13 protein-coding genes are annotated in these 15980 nt (G+C 63.0%); 4 read left to right on the top strand and 9 right to left on the bottom strand.

The features are described 5' to 3' along the window. Positions 1–56: 56 nt before the first annotated feature. From ACIQWO_RS01720 to ACIQWO_RS01710, 3 genes are all read right to left on the bottom strand, one after another. Entirely contained in the window at positions 57–1070 is a 1014-nt protein-coding gene (locus ACIQWO_RS01720) for an NAD(P)H-quinone oxidoreductase (protein WP_039399251.1), read from the bottom strand. A 420-nt stretch (positions 1071–1490) separates the two neighbouring features. Next, a complete protein-coding gene (locus ACIQWO_RS01715; RefSeq protein WP_402818417.1) occupies positions 1491–1889 on the bottom strand; it encodes a response regulator transcription factor in 399 nt (132 codons plus the stop codon). Positions 1890–2177: 288 nt separating this feature from the next. Beyond that, entirely contained in the window at positions 2178–4151 is a 1974-nt protein-coding gene (locus tag ACIQWO_RS01710; RefSeq protein ID WP_402818414.1) for a diguanylate cyclase domain-containing protein, read from the bottom strand. A 334-nt stretch (positions 4152–4485) separates the two neighbouring features. On the opposite strand from ACIQWO_RS01710, the gene mutS reads away from it, so the two are divergent. Both mutS and ACIQWO_RS01700 read left to right on the top strand, forming a co-directional pair. Beyond that, positions 4486–7200, top strand: coding sequence for a DNA mismatch repair protein MutS (gene mutS, locus ACIQWO_RS01705; RefSeq protein WP_402818411.1), 2715 nt, complete (start codon positions 4486–4488; stop codon positions 7198–7200). Between the two features lie 22 nt (positions 7201–7222). Continuing rightward, positions 7223–8662 carry a hypothetical protein gene (locus ACIQWO_RS01700; RefSeq protein WP_402818408.1) on the top strand — a complete coding sequence of 480 codons (1440 nt, stop codon included), beginning with the start codon at positions 7223–7225 and terminating at the stop codon, positions 8660–8662. Positions 8663–8861: 199 nt separating this feature from the next. On the opposite strand, the gene ACIQWO_RS01695 is transcribed toward ACIQWO_RS01700, so the two are convergent. Further along, a complete protein-coding gene (locus ACIQWO_RS01695) occupies positions 8862–9389 on the bottom strand; it encodes a peptidylprolyl isomerase (protein ID WP_402818405.1) in 528 nt (175 codons plus the stop codon). Positions 9390–9454: 65 nt separating this feature from the next. Here ACIQWO_RS01695 and ACIQWO_RS01690 point away from each other — a divergent pair, with 65 nt between their 5' ends. After that, entirely contained in the window at positions 9455–10675 is a 1221-nt protein-coding gene (locus ACIQWO_RS01690) for a JmjC domain-containing protein (protein WP_402818401.1), read from the top strand. Between the two features lie 179 nt (positions 10676–10854). Further along, entirely contained in the window at positions 10855–11112 is a 258-nt protein-coding gene (locus tag ACIQWO_RS01685) for a hypothetical protein (protein WP_072617452.1), read from the top strand. An 83-nt stretch (positions 11113–11195) separates the two neighbouring features. On the opposite strand, the gene ACIQWO_RS01680 is transcribed toward ACIQWO_RS01685, so the two are convergent. From ACIQWO_RS01680 to ACIQWO_RS01660, 5 genes are read right to left on the bottom strand one after another with little or no spacing between them, the layout of a single operon-like run. After that, entirely contained in the window at positions 11196–11987 is a 792-nt protein-coding gene (locus ACIQWO_RS01680; protein WP_402818398.1) for an MBL fold metallo-hydrolase, read from the bottom strand. Positions 11988–11995: 8 nt separating this feature from the next. Then, positions 11996–13138: an outer membrane protein assembly factor BamC gene (gene bamC, locus ACIQWO_RS01675; RefSeq protein WP_402818395.1), complete on the bottom strand. Its 1143-nt coding sequence runs from the start codon at positions 13136–13138 to the stop codon at positions 11996–11998. A 51-nt stretch (positions 13139–13189) separates the two neighbouring features. Next, positions 13190–14107, bottom strand: coding sequence for a 4-hydroxy-tetrahydrodipicolinate synthase (gene dapA / locus ACIQWO_RS01670; RefSeq protein ID WP_150576746.1), 918 nt, complete (start codon positions 14105–14107; stop codon positions 13190–13192). Between the two features lie 42 nt (positions 14108–14149). Next, positions 14150–14761 carry a class I SAM-dependent methyltransferase gene (locus tag ACIQWO_RS01665; RefSeq protein ID WP_402818390.1) on the bottom strand — a complete coding sequence of 204 codons (612 nt, stop codon included), beginning with the start codon at positions 14759–14761 and terminating at the stop codon, positions 14150–14152. Then, complete coding sequence (locus ACIQWO_RS01660; protein ID WP_046291512.1) at positions 14758–15960, bottom strand: tryptophan--tRNA ligase; 1203 nt, start codon at positions 15958–15960, stop codon at positions 14758–14760. Before ACIQWO_RS01660 ends, ACIQWO_RS01665 begins: the two co-directional genes overlap by 4 nt. Between the last annotated feature and the right edge of the window lie 20 nt (positions 15961–15980).

Here is a 15980-nt window from a genome sequence, read left to right as displayed (position 1 = left end):
ATGGGGCATTCACGCGGATTCACAGCATCGCCCCCGGCGAATCGGGCAGAACGTGCTTACCAGGTCAGCACGATCTTGCCGACGTGCGTGCTCGTTTCCATCAACGCATGGGCTTTGTCCGCCTGCTCGGCCGGAAACGTCTGATAAATCACGGGACGAATCTTGCCTGCGGCGAGCAACGGCCAGACCTTGTCGTGCAGGTTCTTGGCAATGGCCGCCTTAAAGGCCACCGAGCGCGGACGCAGCGTCGAGCCCGTCACAGTGAGACGGCGACGCAGTAGCGCCCCCATATCCAGCGTCGCCTTGCTGCCGCCCAGTAGCGCGATGATGGCGATACGTCCATCGAACGCCAGCGCCTGCACTTCGCGCGGCAAATAATCACCGCCCACCATATCGAGGACGACGTCCACGCCGCGGTCCTTAGTGAGCTCCTTCGTCACGGCGACAAAGTCTTCCGTCTTGTAGTTGATGCCGCGCTCGGCACCCAGCGTCTCGCAGGCACGCGCCTTGTCTTCGGAGCCTGCGGTGGCGAACACGCGATGGCCGAGCGCCACAGCCAGTTGAATCGCCGTCACACCGATCCCGCTCGTGCCGCCCTGCACCAGCAGCGTTTCCTTCTCACCCGCTTCTGTCTCGCCGAGACGCGCGCGATCGAAGACATTGCTCCAGACCGTAAAGAACGTCTCAGGCAACGACGCCGCCTCGACATCCGACAGCCCATCGGGCACCGGCAGCACCTGCGCCAGCGGCGCGGTGCAGTACTCGGCGTAACCACCACCCTGCACCAGCGCGCACACCCGCGAGCCAACCTTCAGGCCCCAGCGGTTGTCCGCGCCTTCGAGCACGCCTTGCGCGCCTTCCACGATTTCGCCCGCCACTTCCAGCCCCGGCAGGTCCGATGCGCCCGGCGGGACCGGGTACTGCCCGATGCGCTGAAGCACGTCCGGGCGGTTCACGCCCGAGGCGCTCACCTTGATGAGCACCTCACCCGGTTTGAGTTCGGGACGCGCACGCTCGGTGAGCTTGAGCACTTCCGGTGCGCCGTACTGGGTGATCTCGATGGCCTTCATCGTGTCTGTCCTCGATTCCTGGAGCGGTCTCGCCACGCAAGCAAAGCGCCGCCCCTTCTTGTTGGGGTGTCGACGGTGACGCACAAACATTCGGACCGACGCTTCGCGCGCGGCTCGTCCGTCATGACACGCACCTTCCGTGAAAATTTTGTTGAGCCTGCACCATATCACCGACTGCAAAATCGCGTCGGCTGTGAATGCACGCGCAGCGTGACGGCCAAGTCATTCCGAATTAATCGGGACGTGGGATGCGATGTCGAACGAACGGAAGACGGCGCGGGCATAACGAAAGCAACGACAACACAAAGGAAGCGCCCCGCAGATACCGATGTGACGGGCGCGCCGTAACGATCATGACGACCGTTGGCGACGCGCCGGGTTGACTTGCCATGTGAGGGCCCGCTTCGCACCGAATACACCTCAGGCGACGCCCTCGCTCCCCTCATCGATCAGACCGTGCCGGATGGCGTAGCCGATCAGTTCCGCGCTGTCGCCAAGCGCGAGCTTATCCAGAATATGGGCGACGTGTGATGCGACCGTCCGCTCGCTCAGATGCAGCGCGTGGGCGACCTCGTTGACGGCCAGGCCGTCGACCAGCATATGAAACACTTCGTTTTCACGAACCGACAGACTGCAATGTCTCGCATCGTTGTCCTGCGCGTCGGTCTCCGAGCGCGCTCGTGGTCTGCGATGCAAGGCCCGCGGTGGATCATGGCGCGCACCCTCACCGGCCGCCTTGCCTGTCCGGCCGGCGTCGCGCCACCCTGCGTCGGAAGCCGCCCGCGTGACTGCACGGCCTCGTCCGCTTTCCAGTTTCATGCCCGCCTCCTTTTACGAAGACTTTCGAAACCTCCTGAAGACATCCCCACACCCGACCGGCAGCGGCGTCGAAAACGGCCACCGAGCGCATCGCCGACGACGGGCGTCGCTCATTGTGCGTCAGACAATCGACGCTCGTAACTTCAGGGAAGATGATCGCTGACGCGCTTTCGATTGCCTGCGCCTAACGCAAGGAAGCCGTCGACGCAACGACGCGCCGCCCCCAGTGAGCGCCCGCTTACAGCATCTGATTAGGGCATTTGCTTAGGGCACCTGCTAGGCAACTGCTTACGGTGCGCGTTCGGCGTTGCCGTTGCTGAGGACGAACCGCCCACGTCCACCGTGCTTCGCCTCGTAGAGGGCGCGATCGGCTGCTTCGAACAGCATGTCGGGCGTCTTGTCCTCGTTGCGCGCGACCATCGCCACGCCGACGCAAGCGCCCACTGACACTTCACCGACCGAGAGCATCATCGGTCGCGACGCCGCATCGAGAATGGCCATCGCTGCGCGCTCGACGTCGAGCAAGTCCTGCACGTCGCGCATGATCACGGCGAATTCGTCGCCCCCGAAGCGGGCAATCACATCCCCCTCGCGCACGCTCGCGAGCAGTCGTTTGGCGAGACGCCGAAGCAACTCATCACCCAGCGAATGGCCCCACGTATCGTTGACCACCTTGAAGCGATCCAGATCGACGAACAGCAGCGCCTGTGCGCCCGCCCCTTCACGCGCGCGGCGCACCGCTCCCGACAACGCCTGATCGAAGCCCTTGCGATTGAGCAGCCCCGTCAGGTGGTCCGTGTGCGACTCGCGACGCCAGCGCCGCTCGTTTGAACGCTCGACGGTGATATCGCGCACAAACACGTGAACACCGGCCAGCACGTTATGCGTCGCCCACTCCGGCTGATAACTCACTTCAAAGCATCGATAGGCCGAGTCTTCACCGAAGTCCCAGACGAACGTGGCCACCTCACCAGCAAAGGCGCGCGCGAGATGCGGCGCGAACTCGCGATACAGCGACGGCCCGAGCAACTCGCGCGCCGTCACGCCAAGAATGCGGTCTCGCGAACGCCGCAGACGCACTTCGCATGCGCGGTTCACAAAGGCAAACCGCTCGTCGCCGTCCAGAAACGCGACGAGATACGGCACGCGATCCGCCACTTCCTGCATCCTTCGCACGTTCGCGCGCGCCGCCTCACGCGACATCTCAAGCGCTTCCGTGCGTTCGCTCAGCTGCTCCATCATGGTGCGGAACGTGTTCGCGAGCGCCCCGATTTCGTCGGCGCGCTGCACGGGCAACGACTGCACCGCCCGCATGTCGCCAGCGCTGCGCTCGACCAGGTCGCGCAGCGTGTCGAGCGGACGCAGCAAGCGCCGCGCCACCCACCACATCACGAGTGCCGCAATGCCGATCGCGGCGATGGCCAGCAGCACCACTTGACGCCGAACGTGCGAAATCGGATCGAACGCTTCCGCACCCGGCAGCACCGCCACAACGTTCCAACCGGTTGTCGTCATCGGGGCACGCGCCACCAGCGGATGCATATGGACGATGTCGTTCGAGCCGGGATCGCGCACGCCGCACATCGTCTGCACCGGACCGACGGGCGTAAGAATCTTGGTGACGTCCGCCTGAATGACGTAGCGCGGCGGATTCTCGTTCGTGATCAGGCAGTAGCGCCCTGTCTCACCGACACTGTTGCTGGCGAGATCGACGATGAAGTTCTGACGCAACAGATTGACCGCGCCGCCGACGACGGCGATCACCTTGCCCTGCGCGTTCGTGACGGGCACCGCGAGGACAATACCCGGTGAGGCGGTGATCTTGCCCGCAATCACGCTGGACGCCGATTGCGGCGCGCCCGCCAGCAACTGCCGGAAATAGTCGCGGTCGGCGATATTGATGGGTGTTGCAGCGAAGGTGGAATCGTAGAAAAGATGACCGTCGGGCGCGGCCACGAAGATCGTATTGAACGTCTCGGGCATCGACACCGAGAGACCCACGAAGGTCTCGAACTGCGCGGGCGTCATGGCGGCCGGGTCGCCGATATTGCGGGCCATGCGGTGCAGTTCGATGAACTTGGCGCGCAACTTGTCGTCGAGCTGATCGGCCGCGAGCTTGACGTGCGTGTCGAGCTGCGCCTGCATCGAGCTTCGCAACTCTCCATAGACGAAAAACTCGATCCCGACGGCCAATCCGACGATCAATATCATCGAGACGAGTGCCGTCGCCGCTGCGACCCGTCCCTTCAACGACTTCACCATGCTGGCCCGTACGAGAGTAGCTTTTGTCTTGCTTTCGCTTATTTTTGCGAGAGATTACCACCCGAAACGGCACATTTTCAGGAAACTTGAGAAATATTCGATGCCCGATTGACGCCTGTAAGCAACATCTTCATCGGTGCCAATGAGTGACATCCATAAGGGATGGATAACGGCGCAACCCGAACCCGTCGTAAAATTGCGCATCCAACGCGCCACGATGGTGCAAAACGGCAGGACCGACGAAATTCTCCCTGCCGCCTCACCGAGAGATGCGCCGGGCGGAAATCCCCGCCGACGCACATCGTGACCCGACTTGCCCGACCCGAATTCATTCATGACGAGCACCCAAGCGACTCCCGCGGCACCGGCCGCAGCCCCTGCGACACCCGCCATGACGCCGATGATGCAGCAGTACACGCGCATCAAGGCCGAGCATCCGAACATGCTGGTGTTCTACCGCATGGGCGATTTCTACGAACTCTTCCACGACGACGCCGCCAAGGCCGCGCGCCTGCTCGACCTCACGCTCACCGCTCGCGGGCAATCCGGCGGCCAGCCGATCCGCATGGCTGGCGTGCCGCATCACGCCGTCGAGCAATATCTCGGCAAGCTGGTCAAGCTCGGCGAATCCGTCGCCATCTGCGAACAGATCGGCGACCCGGCGACCTCCAAAGGCCCGGTTGAGCGCAAGGTCGTACGTATCGTCACCCCCGGCACGCTCACGGATGCCGCGCTGCTCAGCGACAAGGTCGATCAGTACCTGCTCGCCGTGCAGATACCGCCTGCAAGACGCGCTAGCGAACGCGTGGCCGGTCTGGCATGGCTGTCGCTGGCCAGCGGTGAGCTGCGCCTGATGGAAGTGGCCGCCGACAAACTGCCGCGCGAACTCGAACGCATCCGTCCGGCGGAAACGCTGGTGCCCGACAGCGCCGTCGAAGCCTTCGGCAACTTCTCCCTCGGCACCACGACGCGTGTGCCCGATTGGCATTTCGACACCGCCGCGGGCACACAACGACTGCGCGACCAACTGGGCGTTGCCAGCCTGACCGCGTTCGGTTGCGACGGTCTCGATCCCGCGCTGGGCGCAGCAGGTGCGTTGTTGCAGTACGCAGCCGCGACGCAAGGTCAGTCGCTGCGACATGTGCAAAGTCTGAACGTAGAGCGAGAAGCGGCCTATATTGGCCTCGACGCCGCCACACGCCGCAATCTGGAGCTCACGGAGACGCTGCGCGGCACCGAATCGCCCACCTTGCTCTCGCTGCTCGACACCTGCGGTACGACGATGGGCAGCCGCCTGATGCGTCACTGGCTGCACCACCCGATGCGCGATCAGCAAGTGCCGCAGTCGCGTCAGTTGGCGATTGCGACGCTGCTCGAAGGCCCCGGCACGTGGCGCGCGCTCAATAGCGAACTGCGTCACGTCGCCGACGTCGAGCGGATTACCGCGCGTCTGGCATTGCTGACAGCGCGTCCGCGCGATCTGTCGAGCCTGCGCGATGCGCTGCGCCGTCTGCCTGAGTTGCACACCACCTTGCGTGCCGTCGAAGCGCGTTCGCCGCTGCTGGCGATCCTGCATGAAGACCTCGCGATTCCGGACGATGCGCTCGCCCTGCTGACGAGTGCCGTCGCCGAAGAACCTGCGGCCATGCTGCGCGACGGCGGTGTCATCGCGCGCGGTCACGACACCGACCTCGACGAGCTGCGCGACATTTCCGAGAACTGCGGCCAGTTCCTCGTCGATCTGGAAACGCGCGAACGTGCGCGCACCGGCATTAACAATCTGCGCGTCGAGTTCAACAAGGTGCACGGCTTCTATATCGAAGTCACGCGCGGTCAGACCGACAAGGTGCCGGACGACTATCGCCGCCGTCAGACGCTCAAGAACGCCGAGCGCTACATCACGCCGGAACTGAAGACGTTTGAAGATAAGGCGCTGTCGGCGCAGGAGCGCTCACTCGCGCGCGAGAAGATGCTCTACGACGCGCTGCTGCAGTCGCTGCTGCCGCACATCACCGAGTTCAAACGCATTGCGCAGGCGCTCGCACAGCTCGACGTGCTGGCGTCGCTCGCCGAGCGCGCCGAAACGCTCGGCTGGGTCAAGCCCGAACTGGTGCAGGACCGTGTGGTCGACATTCGTCAGGGCCGCCACCCCGTCGTCGAACAGCAAGTCGAGCGCTTCATCGCCAACGATTGCTCGTTGGGCGATCCGCGTCGGTTGCTGCTGATCACCGGCCCGAACATGGGCGGTAAGTCGACGTTCATGCGTCAGACCGCACTCATCGCGTTGCTGGCGTACGTCGGTTGCTACGTGCCTGCCGAAGCCGTGCGACTCGGGCCGCTCGACGCGATCTTCACGCGTATCGGCGCGTCGGACGACCTCGCGGGCGGTCGCTCGACGTTTATGGTCGAGATGACCGAATCGGCGGCGATTCTGCACACGGCCACGGATCAGAGCCTTGTGCTGATGGATGAAATCGGACGCGGCACGTCGACCTTCGACGGTCTCGCGCTCGCCTGGGCTATCGCCCGTCACCTGCTCGGCCACAACCGTTGCTACACCCTCTTCGCCACGCACTATTTCGAACTGACGCAATTGCCCGACGAGTTCCCGCAATGCGCGAACGTGCACCTGTCGGCGGTAGAACACGGCGAAGGGATCGTGTTCCTGCATGCCGTACAGGACGGCCCAGCGAGCCAGAGCTACGGCTTGCAAGTGGCGCAACTCGCGGGCGTTCCGATGCCGGTCATTCGCGCGGCACGCAAGCATCTCGCGCTGCTCGAACAGCAGGCACTCGACCCCGCCGCGCCGCAGCTCGATCTTTTTGCGCCGCGTGCGGCCGTTGAGCTTGCCGGAGAGGACGCGGACGACGACGCCATCGCACCGGGCGCAAACGGCGCGGGAGCGCACAGCGCCCCTGCCCTCGACGCCGCGTCGGAAGCGGCGCTGGCACGTCTGGCGGAAATCGATCCGGACGATCTGCGTCCGCGCGAAGCGCTCGATCTGCTGTATGAACTGCGCGGCCTGATGCGCGGCCGCACGCACGACTGACGCCACGGCCGCCCCCGCCCATATGTCGAGCCTTCGTCGCCCACACGTCACGCATGACACCTGCATCGGCCTGCTGGCCGCGTGTCTCGTGACGTTGGCACTCGCGCTTGGCCCGACATCGGCGGTTGCGACGTCTAGCAGCGCGAAGGCTTCGACCCGTACCGCAGCGAAGGCACAACCCAAGGCACCGGCGAAACCGCCGCCTTTCGAGTTCGCAGTGCTCGGCAATACGCCGTTCAACAGCACCGAGGTGCCCGTCACGCGCAGTGTGCTGGCGAGCATCGGCGATACGCCGGCGGCGTTCGTCGTCCACGCAGGCAATCTGAAAAGCGTTTCGGAATCGTGCCGCGACGACCTCGTCACGCAGCGTCTGAGTCTTCTGGCCAGTTCGCCCAAGCCGATGATCTACGTGCCCGGCGCGAACGACTGGGCCGATTGCGAGCGCGCAACGGACGGCAGCTACAACCCGGTGGAGCGGCTCGACTTCCTGCGCGATCACGCCTTCGACGACGACGCGTTACTGGGCCCCGGCCCGGTCGGCTACGCGCAGTTCGACCTCACGCGTCAGAGCGACATGGCGCGCTTTCGGCAGTATCACGAGAACGTGCGATGGTTTTATCGCGGCGTGGTTTTCGTCGGCGTGAATCTTCCGGGCAACAACAATAACTATCGCTCGGCTGGCGGACGAAACGGCGAGTTTGAAGATCGGGTGATCGCGACGCGCGTCTGGCTGCAACACGCGCTCGTCTACGCGCAGCAGAAGGACGCGCTCGGTATGGTCGTCATCGCGCAGGCCGACCCGGAGTTCGAGCCAGCGCGCGGCGGCGGACTGGGCGGCATCTTCTCGGATCGTGCGGGGCGTCGCGGCGTGGATGGCTATAAGGATTTCCGCACGCAATTGCAACGTCTGGCGGCCCGCTTCAAAGAGCCGATTCTGCTGATCGACAGCGGCAAGACCATGCATCACTCGCAACCTTTGCGCGACACTCATGGCGCACCGGTGAAGACGTTCACGCAGCTAAGCACCTTCGGGTCTCCCACGAGCAATCGATGGGTGCGCGTACACGTCGATCCCCGAACGTCTCAGCTATTCCGCTTCGAAAGCGCACTCCTGCCGCCGAACAGCACCGCCGCGCCAACGGCCAGCGGTCAGCGCAGTAGCGGTGCGACAGCCACACAAGGTGCAGCCTCGGGAGCGGACGCGGGGCGAGCGACGACAGGAGGCGGCGTGTTTCCACCGGCTGCGGTGCCTGCGCCGCCCACAGGCCATGTAACGCCATCGGCCACACCTGCATCGACGTCCACCGCAACACCCACCTCCGTGCCTTATGCGGTGCTCTACCCAACCTCCGGACTGACAACCAACACCGCCATCAGCCTGGACCCGAACGAGGGTGTCATGCCGATCGGCCCCGCGATGCTCCCGAAAGCCTCGTCTCGCAGTACGGCGCACGGCAATTGAATTGAAGCGATTCGCGTCGCAGATTCGGATCAGGCCCGCGCTTCGGCTCTTGTAAGCCGACCACTTATTACGCAAATACACGTCCGGAAAATGCAAACGCCGGACAGGCGCATCGCATATCACGATGCACCTGTCCGGCGCTTTTGCTCATACTGCTCACGGGCTTCGCGTCACGAGTGACGCTCAGCGTGTCCCGCGATTAATGCAGCGTGGGCGCGTCGTCTTCGTCCTCGTCGACGATCTCGAGACCCGACGCGCCGTGCGCGTGCTGGTGCTCGATTTCCTCTTCGGTGGCCTGACGCACGTCAGTCACCTTCAGTTCGAAGCGCAGTGCCATGCCCGCGAGCGGGTGGTTGCCGTCGAGCACGACCTTGTCGTCGGCCACGTCGGTCACCGTGTAAATCAGCGCGTCGGCCTCTTCGTCGCCATCTTCCGGCGTGCCTTCGAACTGCATGCCGACTTCGAGCGGGTCCGGGAAACGGCCACGCTCTTCGATCTTGATCAGCTCGGAATCGTAGTCGCCGAAGGCGTCCGTCGGTTCCAGTTGCAGTTGGGTCTCAAAGCCGACGTCCTGACCATCGAGCGCTTCCTCGATCTTGGGGAACGTGCCATCATAGCCGCCGTGCAGATAGACCATCGGCTCGGCGCCGCTTTCTTCGATCAGGTTGCCCTGAGCGTCCGACAACTTGTAAGTCACCGAGACGACGGTATTCTTTTCGATCTTCATCAAACTCTCCGAAAAACAGCCCGCATTATACGCGCAGCCGTATGACAGCGCCCCGGCTCCTACGCATGACGACATCTCGCTCCCCACTGCCGTTGCTCGGCGACCTCGCTCCCGACGCTTTCATGAAGCGCTACTGGCACAAGCGCCCGTTGCTCATTCGCCAGGCGATCCCGGGCTTTTCCGCACCGCTCTCGCGTGAGGCGCTGTTCGCCCTTGCTGCGCAGGACGATGTCGAATCCCGCCTCATCACCCATGCGCGCAAACGCTGGCAACTCGATCACGGCCCGTTCGACACCGACGATCTGCCGCCGCTCACGCGCAAGCAATGGACGCTTCTCGTGCAGGGCGTGAACCTTCACGCGCCCGCGGTCGACGCCCTTATGCAACAGTTTCGCTTCATTCCCGACGCGCGTCTCGACGACGTGATGATCAGCTACGCGACCGATGGCGGCGGCGTCGGCCCCCACCTCGATTCGTACGACGTGTTTCTGCTGCAAGCGCACGGCAAGCGACGCTGGCGTATCGGACCGCAACGCGACACGACATGGCTGGAAGACGTGCCGCTGCGCATCCTGAAAAACTTCGAAGCCGAAGAGGAATGGGTACTGGAGCCAGGTGACATGCTGTATCTGCCGCCGGGCTACGCACACGATGGCGTAGCCGAGGGCGAGTGCATGACGTACTCCATCGGATTCCGCGCGCCGCTCGAACAGGAGATGCTTCAGAACTTCCTGTATTACCTTGCGGAAAATGCAGCCGACCTGCCGTTTGCGCGTCATTTCGCTGGGCGATACGCGGATCCGAAGCAACCCGCCGTCAAACATCCGGCTGCATTGCCCGATGCGATGATCGACACGCTCATTTCGCAGCTCGAACGTGTGCGCTGGGGGCAAAAGGAAGTCGAAGATTTCCTGGGACGCTGGCTCAGCGAACCGAAGTCGCACGTGTTCTTCGATCCGCCTGAGAAGCCGCTTTCGATGTCACGTTTCGTGCACGAAGTATCTTCACGAGGCCTGACGCTCTCCCCGAAGACGCAATTGTTGTATCGACGCAACCGCTACTTCGTCAACGGCGAACCACTTGAAGTGCCTGTCACTGCGCGCTCTACGTTACGAACCCTTGCAGATCGGCGCGAGCTGAATGCAGCGGAATGTGCGAATTTCGAGCAAAAAGGCCAAGAAATCGTTGAAATTCTGTACGATTGGTATGCTTCGGGATGGCTGCTGCTTGGACCCGACGCGAAAGGCGTGCGAAAGTTGCGCGCCGTAAGGAAAAAAGCGGGGTAAAACCGCGAGATTGACGTGACGCGTTGGGGAAAACCCAATATAATTTCTCGCCAAGCAGCTTGCATGACCAAGGGTAATCCTCAATTGCCAATGTCTCGCAATCGGCTTTGCGCTGGCAAGAGCGTATTACCGTAACTAATATTCAATTCGCTTGTCTTCTACCATAAAAGGACGTGATCATGAAGAAGTCTCTCCTCGTCGCTTCGTTGTTGGCTATCGCCCTGACCGCCTGCGGCAAGAAGGAAGAAGCCGCTGCTCCGGCTGCTGACGCTGCCGCTTCGGCTGCTACGGCTGCTTCGGACGCCGCTTCGGCTGCTGGCGCTGCTGCTGATTCGGCTGCTTCGGCTGCTGGTGCTGCTGCTGACACGGCCGCTTCGGCTGCTGGTGCTGCTGCTGACGCCGTTGCTTCGGCTGCTGACGCTGCTGCCAGCAAGTAAGCTCTCACTGCCGCAAGGCAGTTGAGCAAAAAAAGCCGGTCTTCTGACCGGCTTTTTTACGTCTGTACACTTCGTACACCTCGCTAGCACGTCAGCCAGTCGAATCCCCCTGTCTGCGTCGCCACGAGGATCTCCGTCGCCTCTGTGCCGATGACAGCCGTCATCGCCGCCATCGCCAGCTCTGGCGTATTGTTCTGCTCGCTCAAATGCGCACAGACCACACGCTGAAGTTTTGCCCGGTCGATCGCCCCGAGAATCTCCGCAGCCGCGTCGTTCGCCAGATGGCCATAGGTGCCACCAATGCGCGCTTTGAGCGACGGCGGATACTTGCTGTTGGCCAGCATCTCGCGATCGTGATTGCATTCGAGCACCAACGCATCGCAGCCGCCCAGCGTGGCGATGACGTGCGCCGTTGGACACCCGGCATCGGTCAGCACACCCAAGCGGCGAGCACCATCGGAAAACACGAATTGGAGAGGCTCACGCGCGTCGTGGGGCACGGTATAAGGATGCAGCTCCAGACCGCCCACCGTCAGCCGTTCGTCGGAACGACACCATCGCACGAGCGCATGGCTGTCTTCGACAGAGAGCGTCGTGGCGACCTTGACGGCCAGCCCCGTTCCCCAGCTCATGATGAGCGGGATTCGGTACTTGCGAGTGAGGGAAAGTGCACTGCCGATGTGATCGGCGTGTTCATGCGTGATGACGATGGCGTCGAGTGACGCCACGTCGATCGAGCGCGCCGTGAGGCGACGCTCGACCTCTCGCATCGAGAAACCGCAATCGAGGAGAATGCGTGTCGTGGAGGCGCCTTCCGACGCCTCCACCAGCAGGGCATTGCCTTCGCTGCCGCTGCCTAGACTGGCGAACCGCACGCCCCGCCTTAACGGAGCTGGTTGCCGATCACGCTGATGATCGTCTGAGCGATCTGCGAGTTGTCGACGTTACCCTTGTCGTCGAGCACCTGCACGCGAGTCTGGCTGTCGCCGCGACCCTGCACGTTCACGCTGTACTTCTTGGCCTTCTTCTGATCCTGCACTTCCTTCGCATGGAACAGGCTGTAGAAGAAACCGTTGTCCTTCGCCAGCGATGCCGGATCGACATAGCTCACGAAGTACAGACCCTTCGCGCGGTCACGGTCGTCCACGGTGAAGTTACCGCGGTCGAGCGCCACGCCCACACGACGCCATGCGCGGTCGAACGGCTCGTTGATGTCGAGGTACGAAGCATCGGCCGTCTTCACGACCTGGCTGGTCGGTCCGCCCGCCTTCGCGCTTTCGACTTGCGCCTTGGCCTGATCGGCCTGCGCACCGAAGCGCTGCATCAGCTTCGTGAGCATGATGGCTTCGAGACCCGGATCGTTCGGTGCCGGTTCCCACTTGGTCGTGTCCTTCTGCGAGTTCGTGAACACTTCCACCATGCGACGATGCGTGATGTAGATGTCCGTGCCGCCATTCGGATCACGTTCGACGCGCGTACGGAAACGATCGCGCTCGCCCGTCGAATACAGACCGTCGAGCACCTTGCCCAGCAGATCGCGGATGATGTCCTGATTCAGCTTGGCGCGGTTCTCTGCCCAGTCGGTTTCCATCACACCGGTATCGGACGAGTCGATCGTCAACACGAAGCCGTTTTCCTGCCAGAACTCGCGCAGCGTCGGCCACAGTTCACCGGCCGGCTTCTGAATCACGAGCCAACGCTCGTTGCCGTCGCGCACGACCTTCATGCCCGGCACGTCCGGCAGCACCGTATCCGTCGGGTTGGCGGCAACGACCTTCTGCTGCGTCTCGTAGGTCGACAGCGTGGCGGTACCGCCCGGCGTCACGTACTTGCGATCAGCGGCCTGAACGTTCGTCAGATCCGGCGGGACGTCGAGCGAGGGGCCGGTCTTCGAGCTCTTGTAGTCGACCTTGTCCGAAGACAAGGCACTCGACAGCGAGCTACATCCGGCGACGAGGGCCAACGAGGCAATAGCGGCCCATGCCAGCACGGGACGAGCTACGGAATTACTGACGATTCGTTTCATGAGTCGCAAAAAAATGGGTGGGCAATCGAACCCGGGTGCCTGAACGACAGCTTAGACAACGGCGATGTTGGCCGACTTGAGGGCTTCGAGCACCGTGTCCTGATACGGCTGCGCAAGCGGCGTGAGCGGCAGGCGGATGCCCGACGCGATCATGCCCATCTTTTGCAGCGCCCACTTCACGGGGATCGGATTGGCTTCGACGAACATGGCACGATGCAGTTCGAACAGCTTGAATTGCAGTTCACGTGCCTTGGTCACGTCGCCGGCCAGCGCAGCCACGCACAGATCGTGCATTGCACGCGGTGCCACGTTGGCGGTGACCGAGATATTACCCTGACCGCCCATGAGCATGAGCGCAACAGCCGTCAGGTCGTCGCCGCTATACACGGCGAAGCTCTTCGGGGCGCGCCGGATCAGGTCGATGCCGCGATCCAGGTTGCCCGTGGCGTCTTTCACGCCAACGATGCCAGGCACTTGCGCCAGACGCAGCAGCGTATCGTTGCTGGCGTCTGCCACGGTACGGCCGGGCACATTATAGAGGATGACCGGAAGCTCAACGGCTTCGGCAATGGCGCGGAAGTGCTGGTACTGGCCTTCCTGCGTGGGCTTGTTGTAGTACGGCACGACTTGCAGCGACGCATCCGCACCGACCTTCTTGGCATGCCGGGTCAGTTCGATAGCTTCGGCCGTCGAATTACCGCCGGTGCCGGCGATCACGGGCACCTTGCGTCCACGCGACTGGCCAGCTTCTGCGGTTTGCTGCACGGCGATCTCGATGAGTTCGCAGTGCTCTTCCACGTTCACCGTCGGGGACTCGCCCGACGTGCCGACGATCACGATGCCGTCCGTGCCTTCGTCGACGTGCCAGTTGATCAGGTTACGCAGTGCTTCACGGTCAAGGCTGCCGTCCTCTGCCATCGGGGTGACAATCGCGACGATACTGCCTTGAATCGGAGTTTGGGTAGTCATGGTTGATCGAACAATTCAGCGATAAGGGTGGATTGTAGCGGATTACGCTGTCGCCTCGTACAGGGCGGCGATGCCGGGGTTTTCCCCGGGGACGGCGGCACGTGTCGCGCACAGTCGCTGCACACACGCCGCACGCGGCGCAGGCAGCGTGACATCCTCGTAAGCCGTGACACGCAGGCCCGCTGTATGCGCGACGTCGAGCAACTCGCCCGGCCCCAGCAGAAACAGCGGATTGGACGGTTTCCCGTGCCTTTCGTTTCCTTGGGCAAAGGTTTCGTAAATCAGCACGCCGCCCGGCGCCACGCTCGCGGCGATCTGCGCAAACAGCGGTCGATGCAGATAGTTTGTGACGATGACGGCGTCGAACGGCGCGTGCGCCGTCAGCGGCCACGGCGCACCTTCCAGATCGGCGCTGAGCGTCGTCACGTTTGCGAGCGTTGCCATCGTGGCAAGCGCCGCCTCGTCGCGATCGACAGCCGTCACATGCACACCCCGCCCGGCGAGCCAGCGGGTGTGACGTCCGTGCCCGCACGCAAGATCGAGCACGCGCGCACCCGGCGCGATGAGATGTGCCCAGCGCACCAGCCACGCAGACGGCGCACCTGTGCCATGCACAGCACCCGACGCAGCGACAGTCACGACGTCAGCCGTCATGAATACTGGAGCCCCATGGCTTCACGCACGTCGCGCATGATTTCCTGCGCCGACTTGCGGGCCTTCTCGCAGCCGTCGGCCACGATGGCGCGCAGCAGCGACGGATCGTCCATGTACTTTTGCGCGCGCTCAAGCATCGGCTGTTGTTCACGCAGGATGCCCTCGATGACCGGCTGCTTGCATTCGATGCAACCGATGCCCGCACTGCGACAGCCCTTCTGGACCCACTCGCGCGTATCGTCGTCGCTATAGACCTGATGCAACTGCCACACCGGGCACTTGTCGGGATCGCCCGGGTCGGTGCGACGCACACGCGCCGGATCCGTCGGCATCGTGCGCACCTTCTTGGTGATCGATTCCGCGTCTTCGCGCAAGCCGATGGTGTTGTTATAGGACTTCGACATCTTCTGACCGTCGAGCCCCGGCATACGCGACGCAGGCGTCAACAGCGCTTGCGGCTCCACCAGAATCAGTTTGCGTGCGCCTTCGAGGTAACCGAAAAGACGCTCGCGATCGCCCATCGACAACGACTGCGATTCGGACAGCATGGCACGCGCCTGTTCGAGCGCCTCGTCGTCGCCCTTCTCCTGATACGCATTGCGCAATTCGAGATAGAGCTTCGAGCGCTTGCCGCCGAGCTTGCGTGCGGCCGCCAGCGCCTTCTCTTCGAAGCCCGCCTCGCGACCGTACAGATAGTTAAAGCGCCGTGCGATCTCGCGGGTCATTTCCACGTGCGGCACCTGATCTTCACCCACCGGCACATGCAGCGCGCGATACAGGAGAATGTCCGCCGCCATGAGCACCGGATAGCCAAGGAAGCCGTACGTCGACAGGTCCTTTTCCTTGAGCTTTTCGATCTGCTCCTTGTACGTCGGCACACGTTCGAGCCAGCCCAGCGGCGTGCTCATACCGATGAGCAGCGCCAGTTCGGCATGCTCGGGCACCTTGCTCTGGATGAAGAGCGTGGCTTGATTCGGATCGATCCCTGCGGCCAGCCAGTCGATCAGTACGTCCCATACGTTCTGTTCGATGACGTCGGGCGTCTCGTAGTGCGTGGTGAGCGCATGCCAGTCGACCACGCAGAAGTAGCACGGATACTCCGACTGGAGCTGAATCCAGTTCTTGAGCACGCCGTGATAGTGGCCGAGGTGCAGACGACCGGTCGGTCGCATGCCGGAGAAAACGCGTTCGGGGTACATGGTCTAGTTATAAGTCTGCA

Origin of the sequence: Pandoraea sp. NPDC090278, assembly GCF_044772185.1 — a bacterium.
Taxonomy (GTDB): Bacteria; Pseudomonadota; Gammaproteobacteria; order Burkholderiales; family Burkholderiaceae; genus Pandoraea.
Note: the sequence above shows the minus strand (reverse complement) of the source record. Positions and strands in the feature narration are given on the sequence as shown.